Here is a 17,241-nt window from a genome sequence, read left to right as displayed (position 1 = left end):
CCCAGCACATCCGACAACCCCTTAGAAAGGACAGAACAATGACGTTCCTCGTCAACGATCCAGAAAAGTTCCCGGCGGAGGCCGTGGCAGGCTTCGCCGCAGCATACTCAACCTACGTCCAGCCCGTTCACGGCGGAGTCGTGCGGACGGGAGCCTCGCCGAAGGGGGAGGTGTCGATCGTCGTCGGCGGCGGTTCGGGCCACTACCCGGCGTTCGCCGGCTGGGTGGGCCAGGGCATGGCGCACGGTGCTGTGTGCGGCAACATCTTCTCCTCGCCGTCGGCCTCGCAGGCCACGTCCGTGTGCCGGGCCGCCGATAACGGCGGTGGCACCATCATCATGTTCGGCAACTACGCCGGCGACGTCCTCCACTTCGGCAACGCCGCCGAACAGCTGCGCGCCGAGGGCCAGGATGTGCGCATCTTTACGATTTCTGATGACATCGCCTCCAACACGCCTGAGAACCACCTGGATCGGCGCGGGATCGCTGGCGACCTGCTGGTGGTCAAGGCCGCCGGCGCCGCGGCCGCCGAGGGGATGAGCATCGACGACGTCGAAGCGGTGGCCGTCCGCGCCAACGCCCGCACGCGCACGCTCGGCGTGGCCTTCACCGGCTGCACCTTCCCCGGCGCCACCGAGCCGCTGTTCGAGGTGGCACCCGGCACGTTCGGCCTGGGCCTGGGCATCCACGGCGAGCCCGGCATCTCCGAGCACGAGATGATGAGCTGCGACGACATCGCCGCGATGATCATCGACAAACTCCTCGAGGAGGAGCCCGCCCGCGGCGAGGCCGGCTACGAAGGCCGGGTGGCCGTGCTGGTCAACGGCCTGGGCGCCACGAAGTACGAGGAAATGTTCGTCTTCTACGGGGCTGTTAAGCGCATGCTCGAAGATCGCGGGCTGACCATCGTGGGCCCGGTGGTAGATGAGCAGGTCACCTCGCTCGACATGGCCGGTATCTCCCTGTCGCTCATGTTCCTCGACGACGAACTCGAGCGACTCTGGCTTGCCCCCGCCGACACCCCCGCCTACCGGGTGGGTAGCGTGGATGCGGGCTCGGCGGAGCGGCGGGTCGTTGCCGACGAAGAGCAGGCCGAGATCGAGGCGGGCGCCCCGGAGTCGGCCGAGCAGGCCAAGGTGATCGCCCGCGTGCTCGCCGCGTTCGAGGAGCGGGCGCGCGAGGTGGAGCACGAACTGGGGCACATGGACTCCGTCGCCGGCGACGGCGACCACGGCCAGGGCATGGTGCTCGGCGCTACGGCGTCGGCCAAGGCCGCGCGCGAGGCCGTCGAGGCCGGAGCTGGAGCTCGCACCCTGCTCGCCCGGGCGGGAGCCGCCTGGTCCGAGGGCGCGGGCGGAACCGCCGGTGCACTATGGGGCGGGGCGCTCGCCAAGGTCGGAGCGGGCCTGTCCGACGACGCCGCGACGGATGACGCGGGAGTCAAGGCCGCTGTCGTCGACGGAGTGCGATCCTTCGTCACCATGGGCGGGGCCGCGGTGGGCGACAAGACCATCGTGGACGCCTCCGAACCGTTCGCCGACGCGCTCGCCGGCACCGACGCCGAACTCGTGGACGCGTGGGCCGACGCCGCCGACGCCGCCGAAGAAGCCGCCGCCGGCACCGCGAACTTCGCCGCAAAGAAGGGCCGCGCTCGCACGCACGGAGACAAGTCGGTGGGCACGCCCGACCCCGGCGCCACCTCCTTCGCTATCCTGATGAAGGTAGTCCCGCACGTCATCAAGTAACCCTCGGTGGGGGCGGCCGGGCGCCGCCCCCACCGGTACACCCCGGCCCCGGCACAAGGAGGACACATGCTCGCCGCCCACCTCAACGCACCCCACGACCTCGAACTCGTCACCAAGGACCGCCCCGAACCCGGCCCCGGCGAGGTCCTGCTCAAGATCGAAGCCAACACCCTGTGCGGCACCGACTACCGGCTCTACACCGGCGCGAAAACGGCGGGCGTGCGCCCCGGCGTCGTGCCCGGACACGAACTCGCCGGCCGCGTGGCCGCAATCGGGGAGGGCGCGATCGACATCATGCCCGACCTCGAAGTGGGGCGGCAGGCCACCGTGTCGATCGTCGTCTCCTGCGGGTACTGCCGCAACTGCCTCGCTGACCGCGAGCACCTCTGCCTCAACCTCGAACTGTTCGGCTACGGGATCGACGGCGGCCTGCAAGAATACATGATCGTGCCTGAACGCGCACTGCGCCGCGGGAACCTGTTCCTCACCGACGCCGAGCTCGACCCGCGCGCCCTGTGCCTCGCTGAACCGATCTCGTGTTGCCTCAACGGGCTCGACCAATTCAAGGTGAACTCGGGGGAGACCGTGGCCATCCTCGGCGCCGGGCCCATCGGGCTCATCCACGCCCAACTCGCCCTCGCCTCTGGGGCAAGTTACGTGTTCGTGTCAAACCGCGGCGAGGAGCGGCGGAAGGTGGCGGACCGGCTCGGCGCGATCGGCGTGGGGCCGGAGGAGCTGCCCGCGCGCGTGGCCGAGGTGACGGGCGGGGCCGGAGCCAACGTTGTCATCGTGTGCATTGGCGCCGAAGCACTTGCCCAGGACGCGCTCGAACTCGCCGCCGACGGCGGGCGTGTCAGCTACTTCGCCGGATTCCCCAAGGGCTCGACCTCGGAGCTGGAGCCCAACCTCATCCACTACAAGGAACTGGCCGTCACCGGCGGGTCCAACGCCCGGCGGCGCGACGTCAAGCGCGCGATCAAACTGCTCGAGGCGGGCAAGATCAACGTGGACGAGATCGTCACCCACACCTTCCCCCTCTCCCGTGTGGCCGACGCCTACCAGGCGCTCCACGACCGGGTAGGGGTGAAGATCGCGGTCGTGCCCGAGTAGCCGGGGCCGGGCCGCGCGTGGGCTGGGCCTTCGGCGGGGGGTGCCTGCCTCCCTTTCAGCTTTCACGTCTTTCGTTTTCACGGCACGCAAAGTGTTTTCTCGTCACTCAAATGGCCGATTTTGGTGTGCACAAAACACTTTTGGTGACGATAAACGCGGGTGGTCGGGCAGCGCGAGGATTGATGTGGGTGGACCGGTGGGCTAACGCGAAGCCGCCGGGCGGGGGACAATGCCCCGCCCGGCGGCTTGCTTGACGCGGTGGTTACTGGCGCTCGAACTCGCAGATGCGATTGACCTTGTCCTTCGAGCGGCTGTTGGGATCGTAGGTGTACTTGAGGTACTCCTCGAGAAGCTTCTCGGCCAGCTTGGTGCCGATCACCTGCGAACCCATCGCGATGAGGTTGGCGTTGTTCGACAGGACGGCGCGCTCGGCCTGGTAGACGTCGTGGATGCAGGCGCAGTACGCGCCCTCAACCTTGTTGGCTGCGATCGACACGCCAATGCCGGTGCCACACACGAGGATGCCGCGGTCGTACTCGCCGCCGGCCACCGCGGTGGCGACGTCGAAAGCAACGTTGGCGTAGATCGGATCGTCGGATCCAAGATCAGCGACTTCATGACCAAGCTCAGTGGCCTTCGCCATGAGGATTTCCTTCAGCTCCGAAGCGTTGGGGTCACAACCAAATGCCAGTTTCATTCCTGCTCCTTTGACGGGTTCTAGCAATAATCCAATTCTAAGATGCTGTGCTCACTAGCGGAATGGTTGGCGCGTTCATGCCCATAAGTGCACGGTAGGGCGGGGCTTTGCACCCCGCTCGCCGCCCGGCGCCGGACCCTTACCGGCAGCGGCTCTGGCGTGGCTAACTCGTGAGTCTGGGGCCAAAAAGCCAGGTTTTATCAATGAAACTGCTTTTTCTCACCAGTTGGTTACAGGTCGGTCTCCGCCAATTCCGTCAGCTTGAAGATCGCGGGGTAGCGGGTCATGGCGTTCTTGAGGTCATCGAGCACGATCCGCAGGTGGGCGCACAGGGTGGCGTGGGCCGCCGCGAGGTCCTCGGCGAGCAGGGACTCAGTGATCTGCACGTGCTCCTGGTGGAAGCGGGCGAGGGAGTCGCGCGTGGTCAGCCCGAGGAAGCGGGCGCGGTCGAGGTGGGTCTTGTAGTCGGCCACCTGCTGCCACAGGCGTCGGTGCCCGCTGAGCTCGAGGAGCAGCTGGTGAAACTCCTCGTCGAGGGAGAAGAACTCGGACGGGCCGCGTTCGATCGACTCGTGCTGGTGGTCGAGGTTCGTGTGGATCCGCGCCACGACGTCGTCGTTCAAAGGGAAGGAGATGGAGTCGAGCGCGTGAAGTTCGACGGATTCGCGGAGGAATTGGGCGTCACGGATGTCGTCGAGGCTGAGGCTGGAGACGAACGTGCCCTTGCGGGGGACGACGTGGACCAGCCCGTTGTCGGCGAGGAGGATGAGCGCTTCGCGGACGGGAGTGCGTGAGCAGCCGAGTGCCTGCGCGAGTTCGTTTTCGGACAGGAGTGAGCCCGGGGGCAGTTCCAGGCTAATGATCCTGTTGCGCAGCGTGTTGTAGGTGATACGGCGTGCGGAGACGGCTCCCGCGTTAGATGTCATGGCGCCTCAATCCTCGTCGATTCTTGATATCAAGTATGGTCCAAAACTGGATTTCTTATAAATCAGCTTACATACTAGCCAGGATGTAAGGCGGTATGTTAGCCTTGGAGCACGTCATTTTAAGCGCAAGGAGGCGCCGAGACATGAACGAAATGAAAGCTGTTGTTGCGCACGGCCCTGCCGACTTGAGAGTCGACACCGTCCCTGTCCCCACGCCCGGCCCGGGCGAGGTTCTTATGCAAGTGGCCTACGCCGGCATCTGCGGCTCCGACCTCGGATACGCCTTCAAGGGTGCGTCCGGAACCGCCATCCTTCACGATCCGCTCGTGCTCGGGCACGAAATCTCCGGCACGGTGGTGGAGGTTGGCGACGACGTCGACCCTGCGCTGGTCGGCGTGAAGACCTCGGCCTACCCGGCCACCGTGGTGGGCGACGACGTGCTCCCCGAGCACATCGCGAAGCGCCACAACCTGTACCCGTCCGTGCGCTACTTTGGCTCGGCCGCGATGCGCCCGCACACCGACGGCGGCATGTGCGAGTTCAAGGTGATGCGCGCTGATCAGCTACGCCCCCTGCCCGCCGGGCTTGACCTCAAGCGTGCCGCGTTGGCCGAACCGCTCGCGGTGGCGCTTCACGCCATCAACCGCACCCGCGACTACCTGGCCGACGGGGTGGCGGGCAAGACCGTGCTCGTCAACGGCGCGGGCCCGATCGGGCTGCTCGTCGTCGCGGGTGCGAAGGCGCTCGGTGCGGCCCGCGTCGTCGCCGCCGATATGGCCGAGCCCGCCCTCAAGCGCGCTCGCGAGCTGGGTGCGGACGCCACGGTGCTGGTCGGCACGGAGAAGCTGCCGGGCGACGTCGAGGTCGTCTTCGAAAGCTCGGGCGCGCCGGGTGCACTCGGCGGTGTCCTCCAGGCGGTTGCCCGCGGCGGCCTCCTCATTCAGGTGGGCAACCTGCCTGCTGACGAGGTCAAGGCGGTGCTCGGCCAGCTCGTCACCCGTGAGATCACGTGGGCCGGCTCTTTCCGCTTCGTTGATGAGATGGACCAGGCGCTCGCCCTGCTCGCCGACGGCCTGTACGTCGATCCGCTCATGAGCCACGAATTCCCCATCGAAGAAGCCGTCGAGGCTTTCAACGTTGCAGCCGATCGCACGACCGGCTCCAGCAAGGTCATGATCAAGATTTCCTAAACACAACCAGCATCACACGCGTGGATATTCAAAGGAGAACCCCATGAAGAAGATTATTTCCGTGATTGCCGCGGCTACCCTCGCGCTGAGCCTGTCCGCGTGCGGCGGGGACGACGGCGGTAACACCTCTAGCGACGGCACCGTCACCTTCCGCATCGGTTCGAACTGGGCCGCCAGCCACCCGATGGCCAAGGCGATCGACGAGGTCTTCGTGCCCATGATCGAGGAGGAGTCCGACGGCAAGCTCAAGGCGGAGGTCTACCACTCCGGCCAGCTCGGCAACGAGGGCGACCTGTGGGACGGCGTGCGCAACGGCACGATCGAGATGGTCCTCGTCGGCACCCCGATGAACCAGGAGTACTCGAAGATGCTCATCTCGGACTGGCCGTTCCTCTACCGTGACCTCGAGCACGCAAAGGCCGTGTGGACGGGAGACATCGCCCAGGAGATGAGCGACGACTTCCACGAGGCTTTCCCCACCACCTACATCCTCGGATGGGGCCCGAACTCGGCCCGCACCTTCTCCTCTGCCAAGCCGCTGACCTCGATCGACGACTTCCGCGGCCAGAAGTTCCGCATGCCCTCCAATGAGATCCACATCGGCCTGGCCGAGAACCTGGGCGCGTCGGCGCAGGTCATCCCGCTGGGAGACCTGTTCACCTCGCTCGAGACAGGCGTGGTTGACGGCCAGGACAACGGCATGGTCACCATCATCTCCGAGGGCTTCTACGAGGTGCAGAAGTACGTCTACGAGTCGAACCACATCGTGGCGACCCTCGAGATGATCACGTCCGCCAACTTCCTTGACGGTCTGAGCGAGGAGCTCCAGCGGGTTGTTCGCGACGCCGCCGCCAAGGCCTCCGAGGAGGCGTGGACCAACTACATTTCCGCCGTCGACGAGGAGCGCTCGTTCCTCGAGGAGAAGGGCCTGACCGTCACGCAGATCGACGACGCCGAGCGCGCCCGCCTCATCGAGGCCACCAAGCCGGTCGTGGACAAGCTGCTTGCTGAGAACGACTGGGCTGAAGATCTGACCGCGCGTATCCGCGACGTTCAGTAAGACTCACGGTGGGGCGGGCCTGGCTCGCCCCACCACTTTTCTGGAGCACTAACATGTCGAAAACTCTAGACAGAATCTTCCGGGCGCTCGAATACCTCATGGCGATTTTCCTTGCCATCATGGTGGGGCTCATGCTCGTGAACGTCATCATGCGTTTCATCTTTAACTCAGGCCTTGCGTGGTCCGAGGAGGTGGCGCGCCTGTCCTTCATCTTCCTCGTCTACCTGGGCACGATCGGCGCCTTCCGTGACAACCGCCACCTGGGCGTGAACTTCCTACTCGAGCGGTTGCCGTTGCGCGCGGCGCAGGCGATGTACGTGGTTGTGCAGGGCATCGTCATTTGGGTGATGTATCTGCTCATGATGGGGTCGATCTCGCTCGCTCAGCAGTCGCTCAACGATCGCTGGGTGGCCACCCAGTTCCCGCGCTGGATTGTCAGCGGCGTGGGTGCGGTGACCGGCGTCGCGATCATCATTCTCGCGGTGGCGAACATCGTGCGGATGATCCGCGGCACCACGATCGAGGAGCTGCTGCAGGCGCAGAACGACGACTCGGCCGAGGCCCTCTACGACGACGCCGAGGCCGGCGCGCAGGCGGCGCTCGCGGAGATCGAGGAGCTTGAGCGCACCGGATCGGAGCACCACGGCTCGCACACGGGCCACGTCCACGGTAAGGAGGAGCGGCGATGAGCAAGATTCTTTTCACTGCACGATCGGGGATGTCGATCCTGGGCGGGATGACGGGCTTCCTCGTCGCCGCCATCATGATCGGTGTTCCGATCGCGTTCGCGCTGCTGTTCTCGGGTGCGGCGTCGGCGCTCATGATCGGTGGGAGCGCCACTGATCCCCAGATCATTGCCACGCAGTTGCTGCGCGGCACGGACTCGCTGTCGATGATGGCCCTTCCGTTCTTTATCCTCACGGGCGAGCTCATGAACCGCGGCGGTATCACGCAGCGCCTCATCGCGCTGGCCAACATCTCGGTTGGACGCATCCGCGGCGGACTGGGCTATGTCACCATCCTGGTGACCATGCTGTTCGGCGCCCTGGTCGGTTCGGCGGTGGCTTCGACGGCCGCGCTGGGTGCGATCCTCATCCCGATGATGGTCAACTCCGGCTACAACCGCGAGAAGGCCGCCGGCCTGGTGGCTGGCACCAACATCATCACCCCGATCATGCCGCCCTCGGTGCCGCTCATCGTGTACGGTGCGACGGCGGGCGTGTCGATCACCCAGCTCTTCATGGGCGGCATCGTCCCGGCGTTCTACCTCGTGCTACTCATGGGGGCCACCTGGTGGTTCGTCTCCCGTAAGGACGCCGTGCGTTCGGACGTTCCGTGGCCGGGCATGCTCGGCTTCCTCAAGCTCCTCGGCGGTGCCTTCTGGGCGATCTTGCTGCCGGTCATCATCCTCGTGGGCCTGCGCTCCGGCGTCTTCACCGCCACCGAGGCCGGCGTCATCGCCGCCGTGTACGCACTGTTCGTGGGCGGCGTCATCTACCGCGAACTCGACATGAAGGTGATCATCCGTGCCCTCGTGTCCTCGGCGAAGATGTCCGCCGTCGTCATGTTCCTCGCCGCGACCGCGCAGGTGGCCGGCTACTTCATGACGATCTCGGGCCTGCCGGGCGTGGTCACTTCGATCATGGAGCCCTTCATCGACAAGCCGAAGCTGCTCGTGCTGGTGCTCATGATCTTCGTGTTCCTGCTCGGGTTCATCCTCGACGTGATCCCCACGATCCTCATCCTCACCCCGCTCGTCATCCCCGTCCTGCAGACGGCCGGCGTGGACCTGGTGTACTTCGGCATTATCTTCACCCTCGCCAACGTGCTGGGGCTGATCACGCCGCCGGTCGGGCCGTCGCTGAACGTGGCGAGCGCTGTGGGCAACGTGCGCATCGAGGCGGTGGCCAAGACCGTGCTGCCCTACCTCATCTCCCAATGCGTGCTGGTGCTGCTGTTCGTGGCCTTCCCCGGACTCATCACTGTGCCGCTGGGCTGGTTGACGTAGCCGGAAGGCGGGCTCGGCGCCGGGATTCGCGCCTAGCGCCGGGCCTGTTGGGCTCGCGCCCGGCGCCGGGGCTCCACCCGGCGAATACCCCACCCGCCGCCGGGCCCGCCGGCTTCGTATCTGCAACGCTCATCCGGAATGTGCAACGGTAAAAAGTGCGAAATTGGTGTTGCATCTGGGGGATTAGCGTTGCATATGCGTAAAGAAAGCGGCGCGTGTGGGTCTTGTGACTCGCACGCGCCGCTGTTGCGCTCAACCTCAGCGGCCCTCTAAGACCTCTGGGTTGACCGCGTTTTTCGGTGTCTGGCCGTTCAGCCAACGCTGGATATCCTCGGCTCCAATCCGCGCGGCGATCCGCGCCGCTTCCTTGGACGCGCCGCCCAGGTGGGGCGTGACAGTGAGGCGTGGCGTGTTGAGGATCCGATGATCGGCGGGGAGCGGCTCGAACGGGAAGACGTCGAGCGCGCCCGCGAGCTGGGCATTGTCACCATTTCCATCCATGGCGACGCGCGGCCGTACGAGGACCTCGAGGCGGCCCTTGTACAGAAGTTCGGGCTGAAGGCTGCGCGGGTCGTGCCTGCGCTGGGCCCGGGACAAGCCGCGCGTGAGAACGTGGCCCGGGAGACGGCGTCGTTCCTGGCGACCGCGCTGGCGGAGGGGGCCGCGGTGGCGATCGGGGCGTCCCAGACGGTGGCGATGGTTCCCGCTTTTGCTGCCGAGAGTTTCCCACGGGGCGTGTCCTTCGTGCCCGGATCGGGAGGGTATGCCGGGGCCGATCGGTCGCTCAACCCCGATCACGTGGCGCAGGCCTTCGCGGATCGGACAAACGGGCAGAGTTTCGCGCTTGCCGCTCCGCTCGTTGGCGTCGATGCGGAGGTTGCCTCGGTGCTGGCTGGCAACGACGCGACGAACGAGGTGCTGAGGCGAGCGCGCGAGGCCCACGTCTTTATTTCGGGCATCGGGACCCGATTCGGCGGCTCCGCCTGGGACCGGGCCGCGCTCGCGCCGGAGATTAATGACGCGGAGCTCGCCGAGTTGGCGCGCCGCGGGGCCATGTCGGATATCAGCGGCCGGTTCTTCGATACCGACGGGCGTGCGGTCGCTGGAGCCTTCGACCAGCGCATCATCGGCTTAACCCTGGAGGAAATCCGCCAAATTCCGCAGAGGATTGTGGCCACAGAGGGAGCCGACCGGGCCGAGCCGCTCGCTGCGGCGGTCAGTGCGGGCCTGTTCAACGTCGTGGTGATCGACCGCGAGAACGCCGCGGCCCTGCTATTCCAGTAGATTAGCGCGCCCCGCCACGGGCCGAAACCGGGCCCGCCTTCCCCGCCCCGTGGCTTACCCTGGAAGTAGCCACGAGGTAAGGACGGGACATGAATCTTCTTTCGCGAGCGCAGGGCTGCCTGTGGGGCTTGGCCATCGGTGACGCGCTTGGTATGCCCACGCAGGACCTACCCCCGGACATCATCTGCGCCGACTACGGCCACATCCACTCCCTCCTCCCCGCCGGCCCTCGCCAAGTCATCGCGGCGGGCGCGCCCGCGGGCATGATCACCGACGACACCGAGCAGGCCATCGTCCTCGCCCGCCTCCTTGCCGCCGACGGCCGGGTTGACCCCCGCGCCCTCACCGACGCCCTCCTCACCTGGGAAAACGACATGATCGCGCGCGGCTCCCTTGACCTCCTCGGCCCGTCCACCAAGCGCGCCCTTCTTGCGATCCGCGAGGGCGCTTCGCCCGCCGACGCCGGCCGCACTGGCACCACCAACGGCGCGGCGATGCGGGTGGCCCCGGTGGGGATTGTGGTGCCGTCTGAGCCGATGGGCGAGCTTGTCGACGCCGTCGTTGCGGCTTCTCGCCCCACCCACGGAACGTCGGTGGCGCTGGCGGGTGCGGCGGCGGTGGCGGGGGTGGTGTCGGCGGCGCTGGACGGTGCTGACCTGGCCGCTGCCCTGGAGTTTGGCCTGGCCGCGGCCGCTGAGGCCGCGGCCCAGGGCACCCACTTCACGGCGCCCGACATCGCCCTTCGCACCCGATGGGCGATTGACCAGCTCCGCCGAGCCCCCGACCCGATCACTGCCCTCTTCCACCTGATCGGCACCTCGATGCAGTCGCACGAGTCGGTGGTCGCGGCGCTCGCGATCACCGCGCTCGACATCCCGGATTGGGAGGCCGTGTGCTTGGCGGCCTCGGCGGGTGGCGACACCGACACGGTCGGCGCGATGGTCGGCGCCATGCGCGGCGCGCTCTCGGGCATGGAAACCTGGCCGGCCGACGTCGTGAATCAGATCGCCGAACGCAACTCGCTCAGCTTCGACACCCTTGCCCCCGCCCTCCTCGAGCGCCGCGCGCGGGCGGTCGGAAAGGACGCGCCATGACGCTGATTCACACGGGTTCCGTGATCGTCGACCAGGTGCTACGCATCGCGAAGATGCCCGAGCCGGGCGGCGACATCGTGGCCACCGGGGCCTTCACCGTGGCCGGCGGTGCGATGAACTCCCTGCTTGCGGCCGTGCGCGACGGCATGGACGTGCTCTACTGCGGGCTGGTGGGCACCGGCATGAACGCGGCCGTCATCGCCCGGGCGCTCGAGGAGGCGGGCGTGCGCGTCAACTACGAGCGCCTCCCCGCCGACAACGGCTTCTGCGTTGCCCTCGTCGAGGACTCCGCCGAGCGCACGTTCATCACCTCGATCGGGGTGGAGGGAGACTTCGGGATCGAGCACCTCGATGCGATCGACGTCCGCCCGGGCGACTTCGTCTACGTCTCCGGCTACTCTCTCGCCACCGCGAAAAACGCCGACGGCCTCGCCCGCTGGCTGCCCGGCCTGCCGCCGTCGGTCACGGTGTTCGTCGACCCCTCGCCCCTCGTCGCCGACCTCCCCTTTGACCTGTTTGCCCCGGTCCTCGCGCGCTGCGACATCCTCAGCGCCAACGAACGCGAGGCCGCCGTCATCCTCGAGCGTTTCGGCGTGCTCGGTGCCGGCTTTGATCACGACGACGTCGCGCGCGAATTGGCCGCCGCCCTGCCGGAAGGTGCGTGGGCAGTGGTACGCAACGGGGCCGAGGCCACGCGGGTGAGCCGCAACGATGGGAGAGGCAAGGTCACCGCGGTGCCGACCTTCCCCTGCGAGCCGGCGGACACCAACGGGTGCGGCGACGTCCACGCGGGCGTGCTGCTTTCTGCGCTGGACCGGGGCCTTGACATGATGAGCGCCGTGGAGCGGGCCAACGCGGCCGCGGCCCTCAAGGCCGGGCGGAGCGGGCCGAACACGGCGCCCACGTCCGCCGAAATCGACACCTTCCTGAGGGAGCTCGGCCGGGCCGGCCGCTAAGCCTGTCCGGCTACCAACGGTCGAAGGTGAGGAACATGGAGAGTACCAAAGTGCCGGCTACATTCGGAGCGGCCGGCGGCGTCGCTGGCTCGTTGCACGTGATCATCATGGGCGTGGCCGGCTGCGGCAAGACCACCGTGGCGGGCATCCTCCAAGACCGCTGGGGCTGGGACGCCGCCGAGGCCGACGACTTCCACCCGCAGGCGAACGTCGAAAAGATGCACTCCGGGGTTCCCCTCACCGACGACGACCGCTGGCCCTGGCTCGAAACCATCCGCGCCTGGATGACCGAGAAGGAAAACGAGGGCCGGTCCACGATCGTCACCTGCTCCGCCCTCAAGAAAAGCTACCGCGACGTGTTGCGCAACGGCGCGGCCCGCGTCATCTTCATGCATCTTGACGGCGACCGCTCCCTTCTTGCCAGCCGCCTTGGCGCCCGCACCGGCCACTTCATGCCCGCCTCCCTCCTCGACTCCCAGTACGCCACCCTCGAAGCCCTCCAGCCCGGCGAGCTCGGGGCCGTGATTGACGTGGCGGGCACGCCCGCCGAGATCGCCAACGAGGTGGAGGCCCGGATCCGGGAGGTCAGCAAATCGGGATCGGTAGCTAACTGGTGAATCTGGGGCTTCAAAAGCCCGGTTTTGACACTGAAACTGCTCAGATTCACTAGTTAGCTACAAGAGGCGCGGCTAGCCACCCGGAGGTGAGAGCCTGATTACTCGGAAAGGACCAGCCGGACCTGCGATTGTCTGAGCATGTCGAAGGTATTGGTGTACTCAACCCCGAGTGCTTGGCACGCGTTGGGGATCTTGACTCTGTTGACGCCACGGGAAAAGGTTTCATGAGTGACAAGGGTGAGATTATGGGCGCGAGCGTAAGTGACGAGCAAAAAGTCGGCATGGCTCGCAGTGAAGCTGTCGCGCGCGACCTGCGTAAAATTGTTGTTGTAAACCCAGGTACTGAGCTCGGTGAAGTAGCGCGTCGTGGGGGCATCAATCTCTTGAAAGAAGTCTTTCCTCGCTCGTGCCCACGCGCCCAGTTCGTCGTTTCCCTGCACAAGTTCGTTACGAACAGCGGTGATGCTGTGGATCTGAGATTGTTCAAAGGCCATGTTTAACCACGACCAAAAACCCGGCGCGAAGTCGAAGCCATAGTAGAGATTCTTGGCTTGGATGAAGACGTTGGAATCGAGCAGGTACGTCATGCCGTGAGGAGCCTGTCAGCGAGATTTTCGAACGTCGAGGGCTTCTTCGTGCCGAGGAGCCGGTAGGCGTCCCGGAACGGGGTGGCCCCGGCGAATGCGCTTTCGAGCACAGCGCGGGCGAACCGTGCGCTGACCCGGCGTGGATGTGTCTTGTAGAAATCGCCTCCGGAACTCGGGGCTGGGCGGCTGGCGAGGAGCTCAAGGATGCGCCGGTGCTCGGCTTCGTAGGCTTCGTGATACGGGTCCCACGCCAATAGCCCGACATCAAAGAGCCGCTTGAGCACGACAAGTGTGCTTGCCTTGAATATCCCGGCGAGGCGTTCAAGCTCGTCGTCATCAAGGACCCCCGCATACTGCTCGCGGAGAACGGCCTGAGGAATGAGGACCTCGGCGGAGACGCGGTTGCACCACAACTCTTCGGCGTTCCCTGCATGCGTTTCCACCTCCGCGTCAGAAAGTGCGCTGTGTCCTAGCCAGAGGTGAGCAAGCTCGTGGAGAATTGTGAAGATCTGTGCGGCCTGCGTGTCAGCACCGTTGACGAAGATCAGGGGCGCCCGGGCATCGGCCAACGCGAAACCGCGGAATTCTGCCACGTTCAGCTTGCGGTGGGTGTTGTTACCGACGATTCCACTGACCATCACGAGGACTCCGGCTTGCTCGACGACGTCGATCAGGGCGCTGCGGGCTTCACTGATTGTGCGGAGCTTGTGCCTGCGGGCAACGTCGAAGCCAAGCAAATCGATCATCTCGGCTGCAACATGGGCCACGGGACTCTGTATGGTTGCCGCCCCAATGAATGGTACCAGGGGCAGGCCCACCTCTTCGGCGTACTCCCTGTACCAATCTTGGCGATTCTGGCACTCGTAAATGGTGTCGAGAAGGTTGGCCGACGGTTTGGCAACTGCCCGGTTGCTCAGAGTTCGCATGTCGGGGATGGGGATGTGCTCGGCGGGAGGCTCGTCAAGAAAGAGCGCGGCGAAGGGGGTATAGGTGTCCGCGGCGAACTTCTGGATCTGGTTCAAGGTGGGCGTGCGGCTTCCGCTCACCCATTCGTGAAGGTGCGGGGCGCGCCTTGCGATGTCGTTGTTATCCCAACCGGCACGTTCAGTTGCCCAGGTCAGTAGCTCAGGCGCGACATTCACGCGGACGACCATTGGCACCCCCTCAACTGCACTCGTTGCTCGTGGCATAACACTATCAACGCTGCCCTACGGCAAGGAGAAGATTTCCACAGCGCCCCCGGATCATTTAACAAACAGGGACAAATCATCATGCCAGGACTGTCCAGCCAACAAGCCCATCATCTCAGGAATCCAGGCCTATCAATAAGGTAACGGGCGACGTTCGAGCGCTTCCTGGGCGGCCGGGCTGAGGGGAGTCTTGTCGGAGGCCGGTTCTAGACTGTGGAGTGAGAGGCCGGCCCTGGCCGCGGCCGCGCGTGAAGGAAGGAGAACGCCCGTGTTTGGAATGCAGTCGACGTCGCTCGCGGAGCGCATCGTGCGGGCGCTCGCGCTCCGCCGGGCGAAGCAGATCTTGGGAGGCCGCGCATGATCCTCGCAGCTGTGATTGGCCTGGCGGTCGGCGTGGTGGTGGGCATGCTCGGCGCCGGGGGAGGGATCCTGTCCGTCCCGATCCTCGTGTACATCCTGGGGCAGGAGCCGCATCAGGCTACGGCGGCCTCGCTGGTGATTGTGGCGTTGACGGCGTGCGTGTCGATTATTCCCCATGCGCGGGCGGGCCGCGTTCGGTGGCGCGACGGACTGATCTTCGCCGCGCTGTCCGCGCTGGGCTCGTTCGCCGGGGCGCGGGCGTCGGCGCTCGTGGCACCGACGGTGCTCATGGTGTCGTTCGGGGTGATGCTCAGCGTTGTGGCGGTGGTGATGCTACGCAAGGCGTGGAAGATGCGTAGAGATGCGGGTGACATGCCTGGCGGGGAGGCCCGTGGCGCGAGCCCGCTGGTGTTGCTGGCGGTGGCCACACTAACGGGCGTGCTCACCGGGTTCTTTGGCGTGGGCGGGGGATTCGTGGTGGTGCCGGCGCTCGTGCTGGTGCTGCATTTCTCGCCGAAGAAGGCCACGGGCACGTCACTGCTGGTGATGATCATCGCCTCGCTCATGGGCCTGTTGGGCCGAATCGGCACGGGTGTGGAGCTGAACTGGGACATCGCGCTGGCGTTTGCGGCGGCGAGCATGTGCGGAGGGCTGGTCGGCGCCAGGTTAACCACGCGCGTGCGGGAATCCACGCTCACGTTGGCCTTCGGCATCCTCCTGGCGGGGGTGGCGCTGGGAACCCTCGTCGAGGCGCTGCCGGGGGTGATCCGTGGCTAGGGGCGTTGACGTTGTGGCCGAGTGCCTGGCGGCGAGCGGAGAGCCGGGCCGCAACTACCTCTGGGCTGGCTACACCGAGTTCTACCGCCACACCTTTGCCGCGTTCACGCGCATGGCGCGCACGATCCAATCAGGCGGGACGGCGGCCGACGTCGTTAACTGAGCTGGGGCCCCAGCGCGCTGAGCGGTAACACGTGGAAGCCGCTGGGCAAGGTGAAGCCCGTGCGCCCGCCGGTTTCTTTGGCTGTATTTTGGGCGTTCCCGGAATCAGCGTTTACCGAGGTCGCAGGGTGGCGTTGTCACTTTTGCGGACGTCTCGCTGTCACTCTTGCGGATGTTTCACTGTCGCTTTTGCGGATGTTCTGCTTTCACTTCAGCGGACGTTGGGTGGCCGCTCTTACAGGGGCCGTACCGGTCGGAGCATTGCTAACTGGTGAATCTGAGGTCGAAAAGGCCGGTTTTTGCGATGAGATTGTTCAGGCTCACCGGTTACGCCGGCTCGGCGGTCTGGCGGGTGCTGAATCTCCATTGACGGGAGAGCAACGCTCTGACCTGGAGTTTTATCTTCCGCCCGGGCCGGGTCTCTCGCCGCCCCGTCAAATCTCATGACTCTGAGGCTCGAACCCCCGATTTTGGCGATGAAAAGCTACAGGGTCCTGAGATTTGACGGCCGGCCACCTCCGCACCGCCGGCCCAGCCTACTTCCCGGCCTCCTGCGGCACCGAGCATGCGTGCCCGCCGGCGTGGAACCCGGGCGCCTCGAGCTGGAAGGTGGTGTGGGCAACGTCGAAGTGCTGGTCGACGCATTCGCGCATGGCGCGCAGCACCTGCTGGGCGTGCCCGTCGGTGAAGCATTCATCGTCGAGGACCACGTGCGCGGTGAGTACGGGCAGCCCGGTGGAAACGGCGGAGGCGTGCAGGTCGTGGACCTCCACCACGTGATCCACCGCGACCAGGTGCCGCCGCACCTCCTCCAAATCAAGCCCCTCGGGTGCGAACTCCATGAGCACCCGGATCGTCTCGCGAAGGATGACAAACGCGCGCGGCAGGATGAGCGCGGCGATGAAGAGGCCGGCCAGGGCGTCGGCGCGTTGGAACCCGGTGCCCCAGATGACGATCGCTGCCACGATCACGCCGAGCGAGCCGAGCGCATCATTAAGCACCTCGAGGAAGGCTGCCCGCAGGTTGAGGTTGGCCTCCCGGCTGCCGTGTAGCACGAGCAGGCCCGCGAGGTTCGCGCACAACCCGATCACGCCGAACACGAGGAGCTCGCCGGCGGGCACGACCGGCGGGGCGAACAGTCGCTGCACGCCTTCGATCACGGCATACCCGCCCACGACCAGCAGCAGCACAGCCTGCCCGAGCGCGGCAATAACCTCGACGCGGCGGAAGCCCCACGTGCGCTGGGCTGTGGCAGGGCGCAGCATGAGCGTCGCGGCTACGAGCGCGACCACCAGCCCGGACAGGTCGGTGAGGGCGTGCACGGTGTCGGTGAGCAGTGCGAGGCTGCCCGTGACGATCGAGCCGACGAGCTGCGCGGCCACGATGATTCCCGTGATCACGACGACGATCGTGAGCCTCCGCCGATGGTCAGGCGTCGCGGGGGAGCCGGCCGCGCCAGCGTGAGAGTGTGAGTGCAT

Annotated in this window: 17 protein-coding genes; 12 read left to right on the top strand and 5 right to left on the bottom strand. The window is 66.1% G+C overall.

The features are described 5' to 3' along the window. The first annotated feature begins 38 nt into the window (after positions 1-38). The gene (locus QPC17_RS07520; protein ID WP_285347183.1) at positions 39-1,745 is read left to right on the top strand and encodes a dihydroxyacetone kinase family protein; all 1,707 of its coding nucleotides are present in this window, start codon (positions 39-41) and stop codon (positions 1,743-1,745) included. A 66-nt stretch (positions 1,746-1,811) separates the two neighbouring features. Next, positions 1,812-2,855 carry an alcohol dehydrogenase catalytic domain-containing protein gene (locus tag QPC17_RS07515; protein ID WP_070447740.1) on the top strand — a complete coding sequence of 348 codons (1,044 nt, stop codon included), beginning with the start codon at positions 1,812-1,814 and terminating at the stop codon, positions 2,853-2,855. A 262-nt stretch (positions 2,856-3,117) separates the two neighbouring features. Here QPC17_RS07515 and QPC17_RS07510 read toward each other — a convergent pair whose 3' ends face one another. Together QPC17_RS07510 and QPC17_RS07505 are read right to left on the bottom strand one after the other, a co-directional pair. Beyond that, positions 3,118-3,552, bottom strand: coding sequence for an RpiB/LacA/LacB family sugar-phosphate isomerase (locus QPC17_RS07510; RefSeq protein WP_062613245.1), 435 nt, complete (start codon positions 3,550-3,552; stop codon positions 3,118-3,120). Between the two features lie 230 nt (positions 3,553-3,782). Then, positions 3,783-4,478 carry a GntR family transcriptional regulator gene (locus QPC17_RS07505; protein WP_062613246.1) on the bottom strand — a complete coding sequence of 232 codons (696 nt, stop codon included), beginning with the start codon at positions 4,476-4,478 and terminating at the stop codon, positions 3,783-3,785. Between the two features lie 143 nt (positions 4,479-4,621). Here QPC17_RS07505 and QPC17_RS07500 point away from each other — a divergent pair, with 143 nt between their 5' ends. The 8 genes from QPC17_RS07500 to QPC17_RS07465 all read left to right on the top strand — a co-directional run bounded on the left by QPC17_RS07500 (position 4,622) and on the right by QPC17_RS07465 (position 12,687). Then, positions 4,622-5,668 carry an L-idonate 5-dehydrogenase gene (locus tag QPC17_RS07500; RefSeq protein WP_285347182.1) on the top strand — a complete coding sequence of 349 codons (1,047 nt, stop codon included), beginning with the start codon at positions 4,622-4,624 and terminating at the stop codon, positions 5,666-5,668. A gap of 43 nt (positions 5,669-5,711) precedes the next feature. Next, positions 5,712-6,728 (top strand): TRAP transporter substrate-binding protein, encoded by a 1,017-nt coding sequence (locus QPC17_RS07495; RefSeq protein ID WP_070444798.1) that lies wholly within the window; start codon positions 5,712-5,714, stop codon positions 6,726-6,728. A 53-nt stretch (positions 6,729-6,781) separates the two neighbouring features. Beyond that, positions 6,782-7,417 (top strand): TRAP transporter small permease, encoded by a 636-nt coding sequence (locus QPC17_RS07490; protein ID WP_083200540.1) that lies wholly within the window; start codon positions 6,782-6,784, stop codon positions 7,415-7,417. Next, entirely contained in the window at positions 7,414-8,736 is a 1,323-nt protein-coding gene (locus tag QPC17_RS07485; protein WP_285347181.1) for a TRAP transporter large permease, read from the top strand. Before QPC17_RS07490 ends, QPC17_RS07485 begins: the two co-directional genes overlap by 4 nt. Positions 8,737-9,120: 384 nt before the next feature. Beyond that, entirely contained in the window at positions 9,121-10,020 is a 900-nt protein-coding gene (locus QPC17_RS07480; protein ID WP_285347180.1) for a sugar-binding transcriptional regulator, read from the top strand. 89 nt (positions 10,021-10,109) lie between these two features. Next, positions 10,110-11,114 (top strand): ADP-ribosylglycohydrolase family protein, encoded by a 1,005-nt coding sequence (locus tag QPC17_RS07475; protein WP_285347179.1) that lies wholly within the window; start codon positions 10,110-10,112, stop codon positions 11,112-11,114. Continuing rightward, positions 11,111-12,070, top strand: coding sequence for a PfkB family carbohydrate kinase (locus QPC17_RS07470; RefSeq protein WP_285347178.1), 960 nt, complete (start codon positions 11,111-11,113; stop codon positions 12,068-12,070). Before QPC17_RS07475 ends, QPC17_RS07470 begins: the two co-directional genes overlap by 4 nt. A gap of 35 nt (positions 12,071-12,105) precedes the next feature. Then, entirely contained in the window at positions 12,106-12,687 is a 582-nt protein-coding gene (locus QPC17_RS07465; protein ID WP_201783151.1) for a gluconokinase, read from the top strand. A gap of 98 nt (positions 12,688-12,785) precedes the next feature. Here QPC17_RS07465 and QPC17_RS07460 read toward each other — a convergent pair whose 3' ends face one another. Together QPC17_RS07460 and QPC17_RS07455 are read right to left on the bottom strand one after the other, a co-directional pair. Continuing rightward, positions 12,786-13,274: a DUF4411 family protein gene (locus tag QPC17_RS07460; RefSeq protein ID WP_070447751.1), complete on the bottom strand. Its 489-nt coding sequence runs from the start codon at positions 13,272-13,274 to the stop codon at positions 12,786-12,788. After that, complete coding sequence (locus tag QPC17_RS07455; RefSeq protein ID WP_068538607.1) at positions 13,271-14,428, bottom strand: ImmA/IrrE family metallo-endopeptidase; 1,158 nt, start codon at positions 14,426-14,428, stop codon at positions 13,271-13,273. Before QPC17_RS07455 ends, QPC17_RS07460 begins: the two co-directional genes overlap by 4 nt. Positions 14,429-14,821: 393 nt before the next feature. Here QPC17_RS07455 and QPC17_RS07450 point away from each other — a divergent pair, with 393 nt between their 5' ends. After that, complete coding sequence (locus QPC17_RS07450) at positions 14,822-15,601, top strand: sulfite exporter TauE/SafE family protein (RefSeq protein WP_068538608.1); 780 nt, start codon at positions 14,822-14,824, stop codon at positions 15,599-15,601. After that, positions 15,594-15,764, top strand: coding sequence for an arylsulfatase-activating aslB domain protein (locus tag QPC17_RS07445; RefSeq protein WP_143601975.1), 171 nt, complete (start codon positions 15,594-15,596; stop codon positions 15,762-15,764). The genes QPC17_RS07450 and QPC17_RS07445 overlap by 8 nt, the downstream gene beginning before the upstream one ends. A gap of 535 nt (positions 15,765-16,299) precedes the next feature. On the opposite strand, the gene QPC17_RS07440 is transcribed toward QPC17_RS07445, so the two are convergent. Beyond that, the gene (locus tag QPC17_RS07440; protein ID WP_101923673.1) at positions 16,300-17,241 is read right to left on the bottom strand and encodes a cation diffusion facilitator family transporter; all 942 of its coding nucleotides are present in this window, start codon (positions 17,239-17,241) and stop codon (positions 16,300-16,302) included.

The sequence above is a fragment of the Trueperella bernardiae genome, from assembly GCF_030246965.1.
GTDB classification, from domain to species: Bacteria; Actinomycetota; Actinomycetes; order Actinomycetales; family Actinomycetaceae; genus Trueperella; species Trueperella bernardiae.
Note: the sequence above shows the minus strand (reverse complement) of the source record. Positions and strands in the feature narration are given on the sequence as shown.

What these genes read in the sequence shown, in the direction of transcription:
- QPC17_RS07465 (WP_201783151.1), top strand. Translation starts at nt 12,106, where the DNA reads ATGGAGAGTACCAAAGTGCCGGCTACATTCGGAGCGGCCGGCGGCGTC.
- QPC17_RS07490 (WP_083200540.1), top strand. Translation starts at nt 6,782, where the DNA reads ATGTCGAAAACTCTAGACAGAATCTTCCGGGCGCTCGAATACCTCATG.
- QPC17_RS07485 (WP_285347181.1), top strand. Translation starts at nt 7,414, where the DNA reads ATGAGCAAGATTCTTTTCACTGCACGATCGGGGATGTCGATCCTGGGC.
- QPC17_RS07460 (WP_070447751.1), bottom strand. Translation starts at nt 13,274, where the DNA reads ATGACGTACCTGCTCGATTCCAACGTCTTCATCCAAGCCAAGAATCTC.
- QPC17_RS07500 (WP_285347182.1), top strand. Translation starts at nt 4,622, where the DNA reads ATGAACGAAATGAAAGCTGTTGTTGCGCACGGCCCTGCCGACTTGAGA.
- QPC17_RS07495 (WP_070444798.1), top strand. Translation starts at nt 5,712, where the DNA reads ATGAAGAAGATTATTTCCGTGATTGCCGCGGCTACCCTCGCGCTGAGC.
- QPC17_RS07515 (WP_070447740.1), top strand. Translation starts at nt 1,812, where the DNA reads ATGCTCGCCGCCCACCTCAACGCACCCCACGACCTCGAACTCGTCACC.
- QPC17_RS07450 (WP_068538608.1), top strand. Translation starts at nt 14,822, where the DNA reads ATGATCCTCGCAGCTGTGATTGGCCTGGCGGTCGGCGTGGTGGTGGGC.
- QPC17_RS07440 (WP_101923673.1), bottom strand. Translation starts at nt 17,241, where the DNA reads ATGCACTCACACTCTCACGCTGGCGCGGCCGGCTCCCCCGCGACGCCT.
- QPC17_RS07510 (WP_062613245.1), bottom strand. Translation starts at nt 3,552, where the DNA reads ATGAAACTGGCATTTGGTTGTGACCCCAACGCTTCGGAGCTGAAGGAA.
- QPC17_RS07520 (WP_285347183.1), top strand. Translation starts at nt 39, where the DNA reads ATGACGTTCCTCGTCAACGATCCAGAAAAGTTCCCGGCGGAGGCCGTG.
- QPC17_RS07505 (WP_062613246.1), bottom strand. Translation starts at nt 4,478, where the DNA reads ATGACATCTAACGCGGGAGCCGTCTCCGCACGCCGTATCACCTACAAC.
- QPC17_RS07455 (WP_068538607.1), bottom strand. Translation starts at nt 14,428, where the DNA reads ATGGTCGTCCGCGTGAATGTCGCGCCTGAGCTACTGACCTGGGCAACT.
- QPC17_RS07470 (WP_285347178.1), top strand. Translation starts at nt 11,111, where the DNA reads ATGACGCTGATTCACACGGGTTCCGTGATCGTCGACCAGGTGCTACGC.
- QPC17_RS07475 (WP_285347179.1), top strand. Translation starts at nt 10,110, where the DNA reads ATGAATCTTCTTTCGCGAGCGCAGGGCTGCCTGTGGGGCTTGGCCATC.